Consider the following 16344-nt stretch of genomic DNA (forward strand, 5'->3'; position numbering starts at 1 on the left):
TCGAACAAACATTCGAAGTTGGAAGACCCTATGACAGAGCAGATGCTTATGGTCCCGGAACATATTCGCGCAGCTTATGCCCAAAACGCGGGAAAACGGGACCGCGATCTAGCTGACTCGCTTGGAATTGCCGAAGGGCAGCTTGTTGCCGCTTTTGCAGGGCGCAACGTGACACGGCTGTCGGCAAATCTGGATCAGCTGTTCCCGCAGCTGAACGGGCTGGGCGAAGTGATGGCTCTGACACGCAACCCGTCCTGCGTGATCGAGAAGGTGGGACGGTATGACAATTACCATCCGGGTGCCCATGCCGCGATGGTTCTAACCGAAGAGATCGATCTGCGTATGTTTCCCAAGCACTGGGTCCATGTTTTCGCCATCGAACGCGAAACGGAGAACGGTACCAAGCGGTCGCTTCAGGTCTTCGACGCGGCGGGGGACGCGGTTCACAAGATTTTTCTGCGTGAGGGGTCGAACCTCGAAAACTGGAACGGGCTCGTCAGTGCCCTGACGGCCGAGGATCAATCCGACACTCTTGAAGCCGAGCCGCGAAAGCCGGCCGAAATGGCCAAAGCAAATCCTGAAAAGGCTGAAACTCTGCGCGCCGAATGGGTCAAAATGACCGATACGCATCAATTCATGCGCCTGACATCCAGGCTCAAGATGAACCGTCTAGGCGCCTATCGTATCGCGGGCGAACCACTTGCGCGGGAACTGGAGCCAGAAACAGTCTCGAAAATGTTTGAGCAGGTTTGCGACGGGAACCTTGAGGTCATGATTTTTGTCGGCAATCGCGGGTGTATCGAGATTCACGGCGGTCCGGTTCAAAAAATCAAACAGATGGGTCCATGGTTCAACGTGCTCGACCCGCGTTTCAACCTGCACCTGCGCTCGGACCACCTGGCCGAAGTCTGGGCCATCACCAAACCGACACAGCGGGGTCCGGCGGTTTCGGTCGAGGCCTTTGACGCTGAGGGTAGCCTGATCTTTCAGATTTTCGGGCGTCGTTCGAGCGAAACGGATTACCGTCCAGCCTGGGATGACCTGGTGGCCGGGCTCGACTCCAAAAACAAGGCGGAGGTTGCATGATGGGACCACTGGGACATATCGCATCCTCCTTTGTGTTCATAATAATGGTGATGTCCGGCACGCAAAACGCGCTTGCAGAGCAGGTCAAGGCCAGCCGTGTCATTGCCATAGGAGGTTCGGTCACCGAGATCGTTTATGCCCTGGGTCAGCAGGATCGTCTGGTTGGGCGTGATCGGACCTCGGTCTACCCGCCCGAGGCAACAGTGCTGCCGGATGTGGGTTACATGCGCGCGCTGTCACCCGAGGGTGTCCTGTCGGTCGAGCCGGACCTGATTCTGGCAGTGGACGGTGCCGGACCGCCGGACGCCATAGCTGTGCTGGAAGAGGCGGGCGTGCAATTCGTCTCGATCAGCAACGAGTTCACACGTGACGGTGTCGCTGAAAAGATACGCGCCGTCGGCGCAGCACTTGGTGTTGAAGGCGCGGCAAATGCACTGGCGGAACAGACGGTTAACAAAATAGATGACGCGCATTCCATGGCGCTTGGCGCCTCCGGGGATGTCCGTGTGCTGTTCGTTCTCTCGGCACAGGATAACCGCATTTTGGTTGGGGGCGCAGACACCCAAGCCGACAGCATCATTCGCCTTGCTGGCGGCGTGAACGCGGCGGCGGACGTGCCCGGATTCAAGCCGATTACACCCGAAGCGTTGGCAGCTGCGTCGCCGGACGTCATCCTGATGATGGACCGCAGCGACGACCATCCGATGGGTGCCGGAGACCTGTTTTCGCTACCAGCTTTGAAACTGACACCAGCGGGCCGCAACGAGAACCTGATCCGAATGCAGGGCGCCTACCTTCTGGGGTTCGGACCCCGCACTGCTGAGGCAATCGCCGACCTTTCAGCGGCGCTGCAAGGCGTCAGCGGATCATGACATTGGCGCTGGATCACGCCGGCTCGTCCGCAGCGCGTGATCGTCGGGTGATGGCCGGGCGCGTGACGCTGTCCTTGGTTGTTCTGCTTTGCGTGGTCAGCGTCATCAGTGTATCGCTTGGCGCGTCCGAAGCGTCACTTACCGCCGCGATGGCAGATTTTGTCAACGGGCGTGAGATGTCCGAGCTGAACCGCGTTATCTTATGGGATATTCGCCTGCCGAGGCTGGCGATGGGCATACTGGTTGGTGCGGCTTTGGCGGTTTCAGGTGCGGTGATGCAGGGTTTGTTCCGCAACCCGCTGGCCGATCCCGGGATCGTGGGCGTCAGCGCGGGGGCGGGGCTGGGTGCGATCTCGGCCATTGTTCTTGGAGGCTTCCTGCCGGCCACTGTTCTTGCTTGGGTCGGGAACGGGCTGATCACCGTTGCGGCATTTCTCGGCGGCTGGGCGTCGGTGCTGATCCTGTATCGCGTTTCTACGCGTCAGGGCCAGACATCGGTTGCCACCATGTTGCTGGCTGGTATCGCGCTGGCAGCCCTGGCCGGAGCGCTCTCGGGCGTCATGGTGTATATGGCCGATGATCAGCAATTGCGGGATCTGACCTTCTGGGGCATGGGGTCACTGGCTGGCGCGACCTGGTCCAAGGCGATAACTGCGGCGCCAATCATCCTGCTGTCTGTTTTCTGTGCCCAGTTTCTTGCGCGCGCACTGAACGGTCTGGCGATGGGAGAGGCCGTTGCCCACCATATGGGCATTCCAGTGCAACGCAGCAAGAACATTGCCGTACTGACGGTAGCCGGGGCGACCGGCGCTGCCGTTGCCGTGTCCGGCGGCATCGGGTTTGTCGGGATCGTTGTCCCGCATTTGCTACGGCTGGGCACTGGTCCGGATCACCACCGGCTTTTGATAAACTCGGCTCTGCTGGGCGCAAGCCTTCTGCTGGGCGCTGACATGATCAGCCGCGTCATTGTCGCGCCGGCAGAACTGCCAATCGGAATAGTAACCGCAATCATTGGCGCGCCTGTGTTCTTCTGGATATTGCTGCGGCGCCACGGGTCCATGGGGATGTAAGTCATGAAGGGCGAAAATCTTCGCATCCGCCTTGGGCGTAAGGAAATTCTGCACCAAGTGGACTTTCATGCGGAACCCGGCAAGGTCACCGCCATCATTGGCCCCAACGGCTCGGGCAAATCGACCCTGTTGAGGGCGCTGTCCGGTGAAATCCAAGGCTCCGGAACCATTTCTCTGAATGGGCGGGACATTTCGACCCTGAAACCTTGGGAACTGGCGGCGATGCGAGGCGTGTTGCCGCAATCGTCGACGGTTGCCTTTCCGTTCACCGTGTTGGAAATCGTCAGGCTTGGGCTCGCAAACGGGCTGGCCGCAGGCGATGATCGTTTGCCGTCTCAGGCGCTGGCGCATGTTGATCTCACGGGGTTCGAAAAACGCTCCTACCAGAACCTGTCTGGCGGCGAGCAGCAGCGTGTACAACTCGCCCGCGTCCTGACCCAGGTTTGGGAGGCCGCAGATCAGGAACAGCCCAAATGGCTCCTTTTGGACGAGCCTGTAGCCAGTCTGGATATCACGCATCAGTTCACGGTGCTTGGCATCGCAAGGGATTTCGTGGCGCGCGGTGGTGGTGTTGTTGTCGTGATGCACGACCTGAATCTGACAGCCCTTTTCGCGGACGTTGTCTACATCCTTTCGGAAGGCCGCGTTTGGGCGTCCGGCACGCCCTCGGACGTTTTGAACGACGAGACAATGAAGCAGGTATACGGCATCGACCTGCCAACCAACACTGTCCCGAAAGGCAAAATGCCCTTCATTCTGCCACAGGCTATCAGCTGACCAGGGCCCACCGCGCGCGTCGACTCCCCAAAAACGTGCTGCAAGTCAGTGTCGCAATGCAAGGTATCCATCCGAGTGCAAAAGGCCGTTTTTTAACCTTTCTCACGGCCGCAATCCGTTCCAGAAACTGGCGCGCGCATCGTCCGATGAAGTGACAGGTATGGATTACCAAACTTGTTGATAGAGGCAGGTCCGATTACCTTGGGTAATGCTAAACAAGTCGAAAGCCGCTTTTTGAACAGCGCCGCACGAATTGCCATTCGCGGGACATGCCACATCCTTCCCGGAAACCCTATCAGTTCCGACGTTCTGGACACCCGAATAGGTCGCCACACTGGATATCTGGAAAACAAGTCTGGCGTGAGGTTCCGCCACTACGCTGAGGGCACCAATCAGATTGACATGGCTGTGCAGGCATCTCGGGGGGCTCTCGATCAGGCGGGGATGGAGCCGGGCGACATTGACCTTGTAATATCTGCAAGCGGTATTCCCTTTCAGACATTGCCGTCCACTGCCCCGCTGATCATGCGCGAATTGGGGCTTGAGGACGGCTCCGCCGCCGCGTTCGATATCAACAGCACCTGTACCAGTTTCATTACCGCGCTGGAGACCGTGGGCCACCGGATCGCAACCGGTGCGTGTCGGAATGCACTGATCGTGTCATCGGAGATCGCGTCGCGGGGGCTGCCCTGGTCCAGTCAGCCAGAAGTCGCAGCGCTGTTTGGTGACGGGGCGGCCGCAGCTGTTGTGAGCGCAACCCATGAGCCGGATACCGGTATCCACGCAAGCCTGATGCAAAGCTATCCGTCGAAATACGAGGCCTGCCAGATCGGCGCTGGCGGAACCCGGCTGGATTTTCACAAAGAGCCGGGTGAGTTTGCCCGGCAGACGGTGTTTCAAATGAACGGACCCGATCTGTTCAAAGTCACTCTAAAGCACTTCCCCGCCTTCGTGGACCGGCTCTTGGAACTGGCTGGCTGGCACAAGGAAGATGTGAGCCTCGTGATACCGCATCAGGCCAGCCCCCATGCGCTGGCCCATATGGCGCATCAGACCGGCTTTGGACCCGAAAAGATCGTTAACCTGGCTTCGGATATCGGCAACCAGATCGCCGCTTCGGTGCCGACGGCGCTGGACCACGCGCGCCCGGATGGCCGGGCAGGCGCGGGCGCGCGCCTGTTGATGCTGGGAACATCGGCCGGCGTGTCCTTTTCAGGCCTGGCTTTGCAGGTGTGATCGCCTTGCGGGTTTTGGTAACAGGGGCATCTGGATTTCTGGGCGGAACCTTATGCCGGTTTCTGAGGGACCGGGGCTACGACGTGGTTGGTACCGGACGCTCGGCGCGGCGCTGCGCGCTGTTGGTCGAACAAGGCTTTGAGGTTCATCAGGCCGATCTGTCTGCCGGTCCGGTTCAAGGTCGCTTGGGCAATCCGGACGCAATTGTGCATACAGCCGCTCTGTCGGCACCATGGGGAGCCCCGGTCGCATTCCAAGCGGCCAATATCGACACAACGCGGAACATTATCACCGCCGCCCGGCGCTTGGGTGTGGCGCGGTTAGTCAATATCTCGTCGCCATCCGTGTATTTCGCCCCGAAGGATCAACTGAATGTCGACGAGGGCCGCCCGCTGCCCAAACCATTCAACGACTACGCCCGAACCAAGGCAGAAGCCGAGTGCCTTGCGTTGTCCACCCCCGAGATCGGCCCCATTAGCCTCAGGCCCCGCGGCATCTACGGGTTCGGGGACACAACCCTGTTGCCCAGGCTCCTGCAAGCCGCACGCGCGCACCCGTTGCCGATTTTCCGGGAGGGCCGCGCAAAAATTGACCTGACCCATGTGTCGGATGTCTGCGCCGCCATCGAAGCCACGCTGCGGGCGGGTTCCGAAGCAGAAGGGCAGACATTCAATATCTCAGGTGGAGAGGTTCTGCCAATCAGCCAGATCATCGACATGACCTGCGCCCGCGCCGGGATCACACCCCGCTGGCGTGCCATACCTTTCAGACCGGCATTTGCCGCTGCGAAACTGTCCGAGCGCATAACCGCGTTGCTGCCCAGCGCTGGCGAGCCCAGGATCACAGCCTATGCGCTGGCGCTGCTGGCCTTTGAACAGAGCCTGAATATCGACAAAGCCGCGCAGGTTTTGGAGTGGTCCCCGCAAATTCGCTTTGAGGACGGATTGCAAGAGGCACTTCGCGGTGAGAGGGACTCATGAAACTGCATTTCGCCAATAGCGCATTTATCAACACCCCCGAACGTGCCGTCCTGCGCGGCGGGCGCTGGCGTAAGAAACTGCGCCTTCGCGTCCGGTACGGCATCCTCGAAAATCCGCGCTTTGGGCCGGTTTTGATCGACACGGGCTACAGCGCCGATGTCGCGGACGCGCCCCACCGCAGTTTCGCCCTGCGCACCTATTCGTCCGCTTTGAAGCCCCGGCTTTTGAAAGATGGTGACCTAGGGGCTGTGCTTGCACGGCTTGGGTACAAACATGCGGATATCTCCAGGATCGTTATCACCCATTTTCACGCCGACCATGTGTCCGCCCTTCGCAATTTCCCCAAGGCCGATGTTATTGCCCATGGCGCGGCATTGACCGACATTCTGGGTCGAGGACATTTCGCAAACCTGCGACACGGGATTTTTACCGAGCTATTACCCGAAAATCTGCCTGACCGGATCATAGACGTCGCGACCCTGCCAAAGATCTCTGCACCGCTGAATCTCGGCGTCGGGCAGGATCTTTTTGGTGATGGCCAGGTCATTGCCATCGATCTGCCCGGACATGCGGCAGGCCATTTGGGGCTGTGCTTTCCGGAGATTGATCCGGTGATGCTCTATGCCTGCGATGTTCAGTGGATCAACAGGGCGCTGTCCGTGCCCCAAACGCCACCCCTATTGTCGCGGTTTGTCTCGGATGACTGGCGGGCCGCGCGCCGATCCAGCATCCGGGTGGCCGAGTTCAGCGAGGCGGGCGGCAGGGTTGTCCTATGCCATGACCCCGATCTGTCGCCTTATGATCTGGACCAAGCCGAAGATGTATGACCTTTGGCACGTTGGCCGGTCGCTCGCGTCGACACGGATGCGCACCAGAAGCGGTCTTTCGCGCACCGCCTTCGAGGCCTGGCAGGCGCGTAAGGTACAGCGCTGGCTGCAACGGGACGTCCCAAAGGTCAGGCAGTATGCGTCTGGCGCGGCCGAACTTCGGGACCTGCCGATTATGAACAAGGCCACCATGATGGCCGATTTCGGCGCGTTCAATTTGATGAACGTATCGGCCGACCAAGGGTGGCGCTGTTTCGAAGACGGCGGAACGTTTGGCAAGATCAGCGTAGGCGCCAGCACCGGCACCAGCGGCAACCGCGCACTTTATATGATCACCCCGCAAGAGCGTCTGCGCTGGCTGGGAGTGATCCTGGCAAAGGCGCTGCCCCGCTTTCCGCTGCAACCCGAAAGAGTTGCGGTGATCCTGCCACAGTCCTCGGCACTCTATGACACCGCAGCCCGGGCAAGACAGCTGAAACTTGCTTTCTTTGATCTCACGGACGGGATGGAAACCTGGTCGCAGCGACTAGAGAAGTTTGATCCCACATGTGTGGTTGGACCGCCCCGCGTGTTGCGCGCACTGGCCGAGGCCAACCTCAAACTGCGCCCACGGATTCTTTATTCCGGCGCCGAAACACTGGACCCTGTGGACCGCGACATAATTGAGGCCGCGTTCTGTGTCCCACTTGGGCAAATCTACATGGCGACCGAGGGGCTTTTTGCAGTCAGCTGCCCACATGGCGCGCTGCATCTGGCCGAAGACGCGGTGTTTTTTGAGTTTGAACCTGCGGAAAACGGATTGGTCAACCCGATCGTTTCATGTTTTCAACGCCGGTTTCAGATCATGGCGCGCTATAGGATGAATGACCTTCTGCGGCTGGCGGATACCCCTTGTTCCTGCGGCTCACCGCTACGGGTTGTGGATGAGGTCGTGGGCCGCATGGATGATCTGTTTGTGTTTTCCAGAGAGGGTCAACCGATCTGTTTCACGCCGGATGTTTTGCGCAGCACGGTGCTGGATACGGACAGGCAAATAGACGATTTCAGGATCCGGCGGATTGCCGAAAATCAGGTGGAACTGGTTCTCCCAAATGCAAGCCATCAGAACCAAATTGAAAAATCCCGTCATGCGCTGGAGACCCTGATGCGCATCCGGTGTCCAGACGTCAGCGTATCGGCCAGAACCGAAGACTTGCAACCTGACGGAAACCGCAAGCTGCGGCGGGTGGAAAACCGATGGCGCAGCACAGGGTGATGAACGGCGCCTTCCTCGTAAACGCATCGCGCAGCGGCTCGACGATGATGTCGACCATTCTGCGTCGGCATCCGGAAGTTCTGAGTCTCTCGGAACTGATGACGATGCAAGGGTCGCGCGCTCTGTTGCCGGGCACCATCAGCGGAGACGCCTTTTGGCGGCAGCTTGCGACACCGACAACAATCATGCGCCATCTGGCAAACCCGGACAGCGCGCCGGATGAATTCCTGTATCACAAAGTGCCCGGCGGGCGTTTTGACCCGTTTGCGTGTCCCCCGGTGCTGGCAGTCACGCTCCCGCATCTGTTCGAGGACCCGGATGCGGCCCTTGATCATCTGGCGCAGGCAGTGCCCTCCTTTGGCAAGCAAACGCGGGCCGATCACTACCGCGCGCTGATCGAGACGCTCGGCGTTCTCACCAAGCGGCACTTTTGGGTTGAGCGGTCCGGCGGCACCTTGTTGGCGACCTCGACCCTCGCCGAGAGCTTTCCCGAAGCCAAGTTTGTGCTGATCCGGCGCGACGGGCGCGATGTCGTGCTGTCACTGCGGAACTACAAACCGGCGCGTTTTCTCATCTGGTTCTGGAAACAGGCGAACCGGATGGGGATCGATGTCTTCCAACCCGGCGCGCATATCGGCAAGGCCCGCTGGATTGCGATAACCGAACGCGTGATCGGATCGTTGCTGCCGATCAAGCGCATTCTGAACACGCCGCCCACCATCGAAGACACTGCCGCCTGCTGGTCGGCCATGATGACACACGGGATTACGCAGTTTACCGCCCTGCCCGCCGAGCGTCGGATGGTAATACAGTATGATCGGATGACGCGGGAACCACGGGACAACCTGTCTCGTTTAGCGCGCTTTCTTGAGCTTTCGGAAGACGAGTTATGGCTTGATTTTGGCGCCGGTGTCCCTCGCGTATTTCCGCCACGCTATCTGTCTCTGCCAGTGCCCGAGCGGCAAAGACTCGATCAGCTTACGGCAACGGCGCGAGAAATCTCTGACGGTCTTCAGTGATGAGGGGCACGAAGCAAGCGGAAAGCTTGGCATTTGAAGGCATAAATGCAGCGCTTTCCTGAAACGCCTGCTCTTGAAAATCCCGATGGCCGCGCGCACGGAACGGCACAGGCACCTTGATTTTAGTCAATGATGCAATCGCCAAATCAGGTCATCGTGCGGGGCAGCATCTGTTCCCACCCAGCTTATCGCAAGGTAGCATGTTTGATTGCCGCTGTGAGGCGTAAGCTCGTGATGAAAACTGTCTGTTCGCCTGCGGACTACGCAGGAATCTCCGTTGGTCTTCGGTTTTCGGCCAATCTGGCTCTCGACGCATCGGACGTGTGCGATGGCTGAGGTAGAATCGAGCCCAGCGCCCGCAGGCCATCAAGCAAATCCGGGTCATCCCCGGCCTGCGCCGGTCCAGCTCGAAGATTTGTTTGCCAGGGAAAGTGACGATCCAATTGCGCGTGCATTCCCCGGAAAACGTGCGGTTCATCCATTTGTCGGGATGGCCCCTGTACCCGCCGAACAGGTGCCTCATATCTGGGAGGCCATCCACGCCAGACCCAGGACATCGCGCTCTGTGGCCTATGTGCACGTTCCGTTTTGCGAGAACCACTGCCTGTTTTGCGGGTTTTACAAGAACGCCTGGCGAGACGAGAGCGGCGGACCCTATGTCGATGCAATCTGCACACAACTCAAACAGTTTTCCGACACCGCGGCCGTCCAAGGCCCTCCGATGCAGGCGGTGTATCTTGGCGGTGGCACGCCCACGGCCCTCTCGGCAAAGGATATCGCAAGGCTTGTAACCGCATTGCGGACCCATCTGCCGCTGGCTCCGGATTGCGAGATCACGTTGGAGGGGCGCGTGTTGTCCTTTGGACCGGAAAAAGCTCGCGCCGCATTTGATGCCGGGGTTACACGTGTGTCCCTTGGCGTTCAGAGTTTCAGCGATGCGATCCGCAAACCGCTGGGTCGAAAAACGTCGCGCGCAGAGATTATCGAGGCCCTGTCGAACCTGATCAAAATGGACTGTGGCGCGATCGTGGTCGATCTGATGTATGGGTTGCCCAAACAGACCCCGCAGGACCTAGCGGAGGATGTGCATCTGTGTGCCGATCTGGGGCTGGACGGATTGGACCTTTATTCGCTGAACCTGATCCCCGGCACCCCGCTTTTGACGGCGGTGGAAAAGGGCAAGATGACGCCTTCAACCGTAGAGCAGCTTGGCGCGTTTTTTACAGCGGGTGAGCGGGCCGCCGAGCAGGAAGGATGGTCGCAGATCTCCACGACCCACTGGCAGGGGACGCTGCGGGAGCGCAGTGTGTACAACATGGAGGTCAAAACCGGTGCGGATTGTCTGGCCTTTGGGGCCGGGGCCGGCGGCTTTCTGGGCGGCTACAACTACCGCATCACCTCGGAGCTCAGCGATTTTCAAGCGAGGGCCGGAGATGGAAGCTGCCTTGCGCCGGGGATGATGATGCAGCAGCCCACAAGCCCGATCCAAAACGCCATAAAATCGGGTATGGAGCGCGGCAGGCTGGATCTGCGCCACGTTGACAGGGTCCTGACGGCAACGGTGAAAAATGCGCAGACATCCTTTCACGCCCATGCCCAGCCACTTTTGAAACAATGGGTTCAAACCGGCCTGATGACCCCGCGACACAGATTTCTAGAACTCACCCGCGCCGGCCGCTTCTGGCAGGTCGCCATGACTGGCCGGTTGATTGACTGGCTTGGACAACATCCTGACATCGGAGAAGAAACATGACACAGACCACCATTCAGCAAGCCCTGAGCGACAATCCGGTTTCTGCGCTGGAAGACATCGCGCGGGCTGCCGGTTGCACGACATTGGAGGTATTGGAGGCCTTGCCCCAGGGCGAGGTGACATCGCTGCCCGGTTCCCTCATGCCTTCGGTTCTGGATAACATCGCCAAGTGGGGGGAAATCACTTTTATCGTCAATACCGGACCGGTGATCCTTGAGGTGAAATCCGAGCTGGGCAAGGGCAAGCTGTCGGACGGTATGTACAATCTGAACGAGAAGCCGATTTGCGGTCATTTAAATACCAATGCTTGCAAATGCGTGGCCTTTGTGCGCCGAAAACTGTTTTCCATGGCCACCTATTCAGTTCAGTTCTACGCCGAGGACGGGTCCTGCATGTTCAAGGTTTACCTGGGGCGCAATCCGGATCGACAGATCAAACCCGAACAGATTGTGGCTTTTGACTCACTGGAAGCCGAACTGATCGCGAGCGAGGCCGCGTAATGGCAACGCTGAAAGATGCCGATCTGTTTGTGTTCGGCCTTGGCTACAGCGCGAGCGAGGCCGCCCGGCAGGCGGTCGAAATGGGGGCCACCGTGCGTGGCACCACGCGCAGCGCTAAACGGGCAGAGGCTCTGCGACAGATGGGGATCAAAGCAGTTGTGGTGCCAGAGGGGGCAAACATCGTTTTGGACGCATTGACGGATGTGACGCATATCCTGATCTCGGTGCCGCCCGCGCCCGAGGGGTGCCCGGCGCTGGCGTCGGCCCGATCCGCATTGGCAAATCTGCCTGATGGTAGTGGGGCGGAGTGGATCGGTTACCTGTCTTCAACAGCTGTCTACGGCGATTGCGCAGGCGACTGGATCGATGAGACCCGCCCCCCTGCTCCTCGGGGCCGGGATGCCAAGGCGCGACTGATCGCCGAAGAGGAATGGCGTCAGGTGGCAAGGCGTTTTGGCGCGGCATTCGACATTCTGCGCATTGCAGGGATTTATGGGCCGGGGCGCAACAATATCACGCGTCTCAAATCTGGCGATGCCCGTGCAATTATTAAACCGGGACAAGTCTTTAACCGGATTCACCGAGACGATATCGCCGGGGCGATCCTGGCAACGATGCGGTCCCCGGACGGGGACCGTTTGTTGAACCTGTCGGACGGAAGCCCTTGCGCGGCATCTGAAATTCTGTTTGCGGTTGCAAGGATGCTGGGTCTTCCACGCCCCGAGGAGGTCGCGTTTGACGATGCCAATCTTCCTCCGGCTGCTGCTGGGTTCTATGCTGAAAACAGGCGACTAAAGAACGATCGGCTGCTTGCACTGCCGGGCTTTGATCTGCGCTATCCCAATTGGCGCGATGCCTATGATGCGTTTCTTATAGACGAAACCTGAGGCTGCTCTGCGCAACGACCTGACCGGAAACCAAGAGCGCCTCTTTCATGCGCTCTTCGGTTGGCCGATGGCTGTTTGGGCCATCAATATGTATATCGCACAGCTTATGAACGTCTTTGAAAGGCATGCCTTGACTCTAGAGGGAGTAGTCTGTTTGCAAATCCGCAGCGTTTGAAAGCGTTGCCTGACAAGGCTAGGCCAAGTGCAGAAAGAGATCTGGAAGACTCTCTGATGCTGCAAGCTGGTTCTGTTGGCTCACAGGGTGTTTTACCGACCGATAAACGGAGTGAGGAACGCCGAAATCTGATCATGGATATGGCAAAATAGGTTTTCACCCAATGTAAGAGCTAAAAATCGGAAACAGAAGTTGGAACAAAGTGTTACACTAAGGCAAACCCTAGTTTAGAGTATTCCCAGCATTGGAATTTTTCTCAATTCCAAAACGATTATTCAGCGTCCGTCTGTTCTGTTGCGCCTTATGCCTACGGACATGATATCGCCGAGACCAAGGGAGAGAAGAATGCGGCTTCAATCGAAACGTGTCGTTGTCACGGGGGGTGCGTCTGGAATCGGACGCGCAGTATGTGAGGTTTTTGCCAAAGAAGGAGCGCAACTCGTCATTGGCGATCTTGATGCAGAAGGCGGGCAAGAGACGGTACGCAGAATTACCGAGGCCGCCGGGCAAGCCACGTTTCTGCCCACAGACGTTTCGAACGAAACGGATGTAAAGTCGCTGGCCGAACAGGCCGTAACTTCAATGGGCGGCATCGATATCGTCGTCAACAACGCCGCCGCATTTGTTTTTGGCACTGTGGATCAGGTCGAAAAGGCCGATTGGGACAAGGTCATGGGGGTCAACGTGGTCGGGTCCGCAAACATGGTGCGCTATGCCCTGCCCTATCTCAAGAAATCTGATGCAGGTGCGGTGGTGAATATGGCTTCGGTCAGCAGTTTCGTCGCATCCCCGGCCTTTGTGCCCTATAACACGTCGAAAGGCGCGTTGTTGCAACTGACCCGGTCGTTGGCGATGGATTTGGGAGCGTTCGGCATTCGGGTGAATTGTGTCTGCCCGGGCGCGATCTACACGGCCGCCACTGAACGGCATCTGGAATTCGACGGACGCAGCCGCGAGGAATTCATGGCGGAAGAGGCAAATGCAAGCTTTTTCAAACGTCAGGGCACAGCGGAAGAAGTGGCATATGCGGCGCTGTTTTTGGCATCAGACGAAGCATCTTTCGTAACCGGCGCCAGCCTTGTGGTGGATGGGGGCGCGACGGTCTGAGCGCTAGCCCTCCATCCGCCAGATCAATGGCAACAGGAAGGGAAACCGGTCGTCTGGTCAATGTCCACCTTCATGATCGGAGCCATGTATTCGTCCCAGCGCCTATTGGCCTCACCTTCGGTCAGCATTCGGATTGATCGTTCGAGATCGTCAGTTTCAAAGTATCCAAACAAGGTCAGGCCATGGCGAAAAATCGAATAGTTCCGGATGCCCGCTTCACGGGTTTCCGCAACGACGTCCGGCCAGATTTGATCATGACGTCTCTTGTACTCATCCTCATATCCCGGACGAATTTCCAGCACCCAGGCGTAGTGTGACATCTCACTCCCCCACCCAGTTTCGGAAGCAATCGCGCATTTTCACCGTCTCTGACAGAACGTCGTCATATTGCGAGGGTGTTCCGGCTTCATGCTCGTACTCCGCACTCAACCATCCATCATATCCTGCAGTTCTGAGCGCCCCAAAAAAGCCGGGGAAATCGAGGATGCCTTCTTCCATCTTGGTTTGGATCAGTCCCGGCCTTGCCTGCCGCAGATGGACGTGCCCCGCGATATCGGCAAGTGGGTCGATCTCTTGCTGGCGGAATCCCATGGCGACAAACTGCGACGGATCAAGAACGATCTGAAGACCCGGAACCTGCCCGACCAGCTCTTGCGTCAGTTCGGGAGAATTCAAAATGCTGCCGGTATGCGGTTCGATCAACACTTTGACGCCAACCTTCTCGCCAGCCTCAACCATCGGTTTCAGGGCTTCACCGGACAATGCCATCGCTTCGGACCGGCTTTGTCCAGGATTGATCATGCCCGGCAGAATAAAGACGGACGGGGCACCAACGGCTTTGGCAAACGAGAGGGCGGCTTTCAAATCCTCCAGATTCTGTGCATTCGCGGGCCCGGCCAGATTGCGGTCAACCAGATCGTCACCAAAAAGATGAAACAGGTTTGCAACCGGCAAGGGAAGACTTGCCGCCAGGTCTGCACCATAAGCCTCGGGCTCAGTCAGAAGCCGTGTTTTGTCCAGCGCAGGTGCAAAAAAGTACCCCAGATCAATGGCGCCAACCCCAATGGCAGAGACCACGGCGGCGGCCTCCGAAAGTGTGAGATGCGGGAAGGACCAGGTTGATACGCTCAGTTTCACTTCAAACTCCCATCCTCTGTCCCTGAGCCGTCGGTACTCAGGCCGCAGTCACCTGTTGCCGCTGAACACCCAGACCTTCGATACCCAGCTCGATCCTGTCGCCGGGACGCAGATAGATCGGCTCCGGTTTTTGCCCCATTCCCACGCCAGGCGGGGTTCCGGTCGAAATGATATCGCCGGGCTGCAGGCTCATGAATTGGGACACGTAAGCGACAACAGTGGCCACATCGAAGGCCATGGTTTTCGTAGACCCGTCCTGATATCGCTTACCATTGACCTCAAGATACATCGCAAGATTTTGCGGATCTGGCACCTCGTCACAGGTTACCAGCCATGGCCCGATGGGACCGAATGTATCAGCGGACTTGCCTTTGACCCACTGGCCGGACCGGTGTAACTGAAAGTCCCGTTCCGAGACATCGTTCACCACACAATAGCCAGCGACATGGTCCAGCGCCTCGCTCTCTTTCAGGTATTTGGCGTGACGCCCGATGACGACACCCAACTCAACCTCCCAGTCGGTTGCCGTTGACCCTCTGGGGATTTCGACATTGTCATTGGGACCACAGATTGCGGACGTGGCTTTAAAAAACAGAACCGGCTCATCGGGTACCGGCATGCCGGATTCTGCTGCGTGATCAGAATAGTTCAGCCCGATGCAGATGAATTTACCGACATTGGCAACACAAGGCCCGATCCGGACCTCGCGGGAAACATCCGGCAGACTCGATGGGTCAAGCGACGAAAGGCGGGCCAGGCTTTCAGATGAAATCGCCGCACCATCGATATCGCTGACATGATCCGAGAGGTCCCGAATGACCCCGTTTGCATCCATCAGCGCCGGCTTCTCCTGCCCTTGTGGTCCATATCTCAAGAGTTTCATTTTAGGTGTATTCTCCTTGATTTCGGTTCAATAGGTCGCCCGCCCTCCGGATAGATCAAAGACCCCACCGGTGGTAAAGCCGTTATCCTCCGAGGCCAGCCAGGCGATCATTGCGGCCGCTTCCTCCACCTCAAGAAAGCGGCCCCTTGGAATCTTTGAAAGCATGTAGTCAATGTGTTCCTGGCTCATCTGGTCAAAAATCCGAGTCCGCGCAGCGGCTGGTGTGACGCAGTTGACCGCGATGTCACAGTCGGCCAGTTCTTTGCCCAGTGATTTAGTGAACCCGATCACACCGGCCTTGGACGAGGAATACGCCGCCGCGTTGGGATTTCCTTCTTTTCCTGCAATCGAAGCAATATTGACGATGCGCCCATAGTTCTGCTGGCGCATACCCGCAGCGACCACTTTGTTGACGTGGAATGTGCCGAGAAGATTGACCGATACGATCTGATGAAATTCATCGACCGAATAGTCCGCAACCGGACTGTTCGATCCCGCGACCCCGGCTGAATTCACCACGATATCCACACGGCCCAGCGCCGTAAGCGTCTCTTGATAGGCAGACTGAACGCTTTGCCAGCTGGCTATGTCCACCGCAACAGCCAGATGACCCACACCCAGTGTCTGAGCGGTCTCGGCAGCAAGCGGAGCGTCGGCGTCCCAGATGGCCACGCGCGCGCCGCCCTCGGCCAGCGACTCGGTCACGGCCTTGCCGATGCCCTGCGCCCCACCGGTGACGATCGCTGTGCGGTCTGTAAAATCTATCCTGTTCATCAGTGT

General features: G+C 58.4%; 17 protein-coding genes. 13 read left to right on the top strand and 4 right to left on the bottom strand.

The features are described from left to right. Positions 1 to 30 precede the first annotated feature (30 nt). The 13 genes from ACR3ES_RS01900 to ACR3ES_RS01960 all read left to right on the top strand — a co-directional run bounded on the left by ACR3ES_RS01900 (position 31) and on the right by ACR3ES_RS01960 (position 13544). Entirely contained in the window at positions 31 to 1086 is a 1056-nt protein-coding gene (locus tag ACR3ES_RS01900) for a ChuX/HutX family heme-like substrate-binding protein (protein WP_170434098.1), read from the top strand. Continuing rightward, a complete protein-coding gene (locus ACR3ES_RS01905) occupies positions 1083 to 1958 on the top strand; it encodes a heme/hemin ABC transporter substrate-binding protein (RefSeq protein WP_480424712.1) in 876 nt (291 codons plus the stop codon). The genes ACR3ES_RS01900 and ACR3ES_RS01905 overlap by 4 nt, the downstream gene beginning before the upstream one ends. Further along, positions 1955 to 3028, top strand: coding sequence for an iron ABC transporter permease (locus ACR3ES_RS01910; protein ID WP_170434100.1), 1074 nt, complete (start codon positions 1955 to 1957; stop codon positions 3026 to 3028). Before ACR3ES_RS01905 ends, ACR3ES_RS01910 begins: the two co-directional genes overlap by 4 nt. A 3-nt stretch (positions 3029 to 3031) precedes the next feature. Then, entirely contained in the window at positions 3032 to 3805 is a 774-nt protein-coding gene (locus ACR3ES_RS01915; protein ID WP_170434102.1) for a heme ABC transporter ATP-binding protein, read from the top strand. A 360-nt stretch (positions 3806 to 4165) separates the two neighbouring features. After that, positions 4166 to 5041 carry a 3-oxoacyl-ACP synthase III family protein gene (locus tag ACR3ES_RS01920; RefSeq protein WP_480634678.1) on the top strand — a complete coding sequence of 292 codons (876 nt, stop codon included), beginning with the start codon at positions 4166 to 4168 and terminating at the stop codon, positions 5039 to 5041. Then, the gene (locus tag ACR3ES_RS01925) at positions 5038 to 6021 is read left to right on the top strand and encodes an NAD-dependent epimerase/dehydratase family protein (RefSeq protein WP_480424714.1); all 984 of its coding nucleotides are present in this window, start codon (positions 5038 to 5040) and stop codon (positions 6019 to 6021) included. The genes ACR3ES_RS01920 and ACR3ES_RS01925 overlap by 4 nt, the downstream gene beginning before the upstream one ends. After that, positions 6018 to 6848: an MBL fold metallo-hydrolase gene (locus tag ACR3ES_RS01930; protein ID WP_170434107.1), complete on the top strand. Its 831-nt coding sequence runs from the start codon at positions 6018 to 6020 to the stop codon at positions 6846 to 6848. The genes ACR3ES_RS01925 and ACR3ES_RS01930 overlap by 4 nt, the downstream gene beginning before the upstream one ends. Continuing rightward, on the top strand, positions 6841 to 8103 hold the full coding sequence (locus ACR3ES_RS01935; protein WP_170434257.1) for a F390 synthetase-related protein: 1263 nt from the start codon (positions 6841 to 6843) through the stop codon (positions 8101 to 8103). Before ACR3ES_RS01930 ends, ACR3ES_RS01935 begins: the two co-directional genes overlap by 8 nt. Continuing rightward, positions 8085 to 9122 carry a sulfotransferase family protein gene (locus ACR3ES_RS01940; RefSeq protein WP_170434109.1) on the top strand — a complete coding sequence of 346 codons (1038 nt, stop codon included), beginning with the start codon at positions 8085 to 8087 and terminating at the stop codon, positions 9120 to 9122. Before ACR3ES_RS01935 ends, ACR3ES_RS01940 begins: the two co-directional genes overlap by 19 nt. Positions 9123 to 9537: 415 nt before the next feature. After that, the gene (hutW, locus tag ACR3ES_RS01945; protein WP_480493619.1) at positions 9538 to 10875 is read left to right on the top strand and encodes a heme anaerobic degradation radical SAM methyltransferase ChuW/HutW; all 1338 of its coding nucleotides are present in this window, start codon (positions 9538 to 9540) and stop codon (positions 10873 to 10875) included. Continuing rightward, positions 10872 to 11375: a heme utilization cystosolic carrier protein HutX gene (gene hutX, locus ACR3ES_RS01950; protein ID WP_170434112.1), complete on the top strand. Its 504-nt coding sequence runs from the start codon at positions 10872 to 10874 to the stop codon at positions 11373 to 11375. Before hutW ends, hutX begins: the two co-directional genes overlap by 4 nt. Continuing rightward, a complete protein-coding gene (locus tag ACR3ES_RS01955; protein ID WP_480424716.1) occupies positions 11375 to 12262 on the top strand; it encodes an SDR family oxidoreductase in 888 nt (295 codons plus the stop codon). The genes hutX and ACR3ES_RS01955 overlap by 1 nt, the downstream gene beginning before the upstream one ends. A gap of 520 nt (positions 12263 to 12782) precedes the next feature. Then, complete coding sequence (locus ACR3ES_RS01960) at positions 12783 to 13544, top strand: SDR family oxidoreductase (RefSeq protein ID WP_170434116.1); 762 nt, start codon at positions 12783 to 12785, stop codon at positions 13542 to 13544. Positions 13545 to 13567: 23 nt separating this feature from the next. Here the strand turns inward: ACR3ES_RS01960 and ACR3ES_RS01965 are convergent, their stop codons facing one another. The 4 genes from ACR3ES_RS01965 to ACR3ES_RS01980 are packed head-to-tail and all read right to left on the bottom strand — an operon-like array spanning position 13568 to position 16338. Next, a complete protein-coding gene (locus ACR3ES_RS01965) occupies positions 13568 to 13864 on the bottom strand; it encodes an L-rhamnose mutarotase (protein ID WP_480634679.1) in 297 nt (98 codons plus the stop codon). A gap of 1 nt (position 13865) precedes the next feature. Then, complete coding sequence (locus ACR3ES_RS01970) at positions 13866 to 14681, bottom strand: sugar phosphate isomerase/epimerase family protein (RefSeq protein ID WP_170434120.1); 816 nt, start codon at positions 14679 to 14681, stop codon at positions 13866 to 13868. 37 nt (positions 14682 to 14718) lie between these two features. Beyond that, on the bottom strand, positions 14719 to 15564 hold the full coding sequence (locus tag ACR3ES_RS01975; protein WP_170434121.1) for a fumarylacetoacetate hydrolase family protein: 846 nt from the start codon (positions 15562 to 15564) through the stop codon (positions 14719 to 14721). 27 nt (positions 15565 to 15591) lie between these two features. Continuing rightward, a complete protein-coding gene (locus tag ACR3ES_RS01980) occupies positions 15592 to 16338 on the bottom strand; it encodes an SDR family oxidoreductase (RefSeq protein WP_170434123.1) in 747 nt (248 codons plus the stop codon). Positions 16339 to 16344 lie beyond the last annotated feature (6 nt).

This window comes from Ruegeria sp. B1, assembly GCF_056535885.1.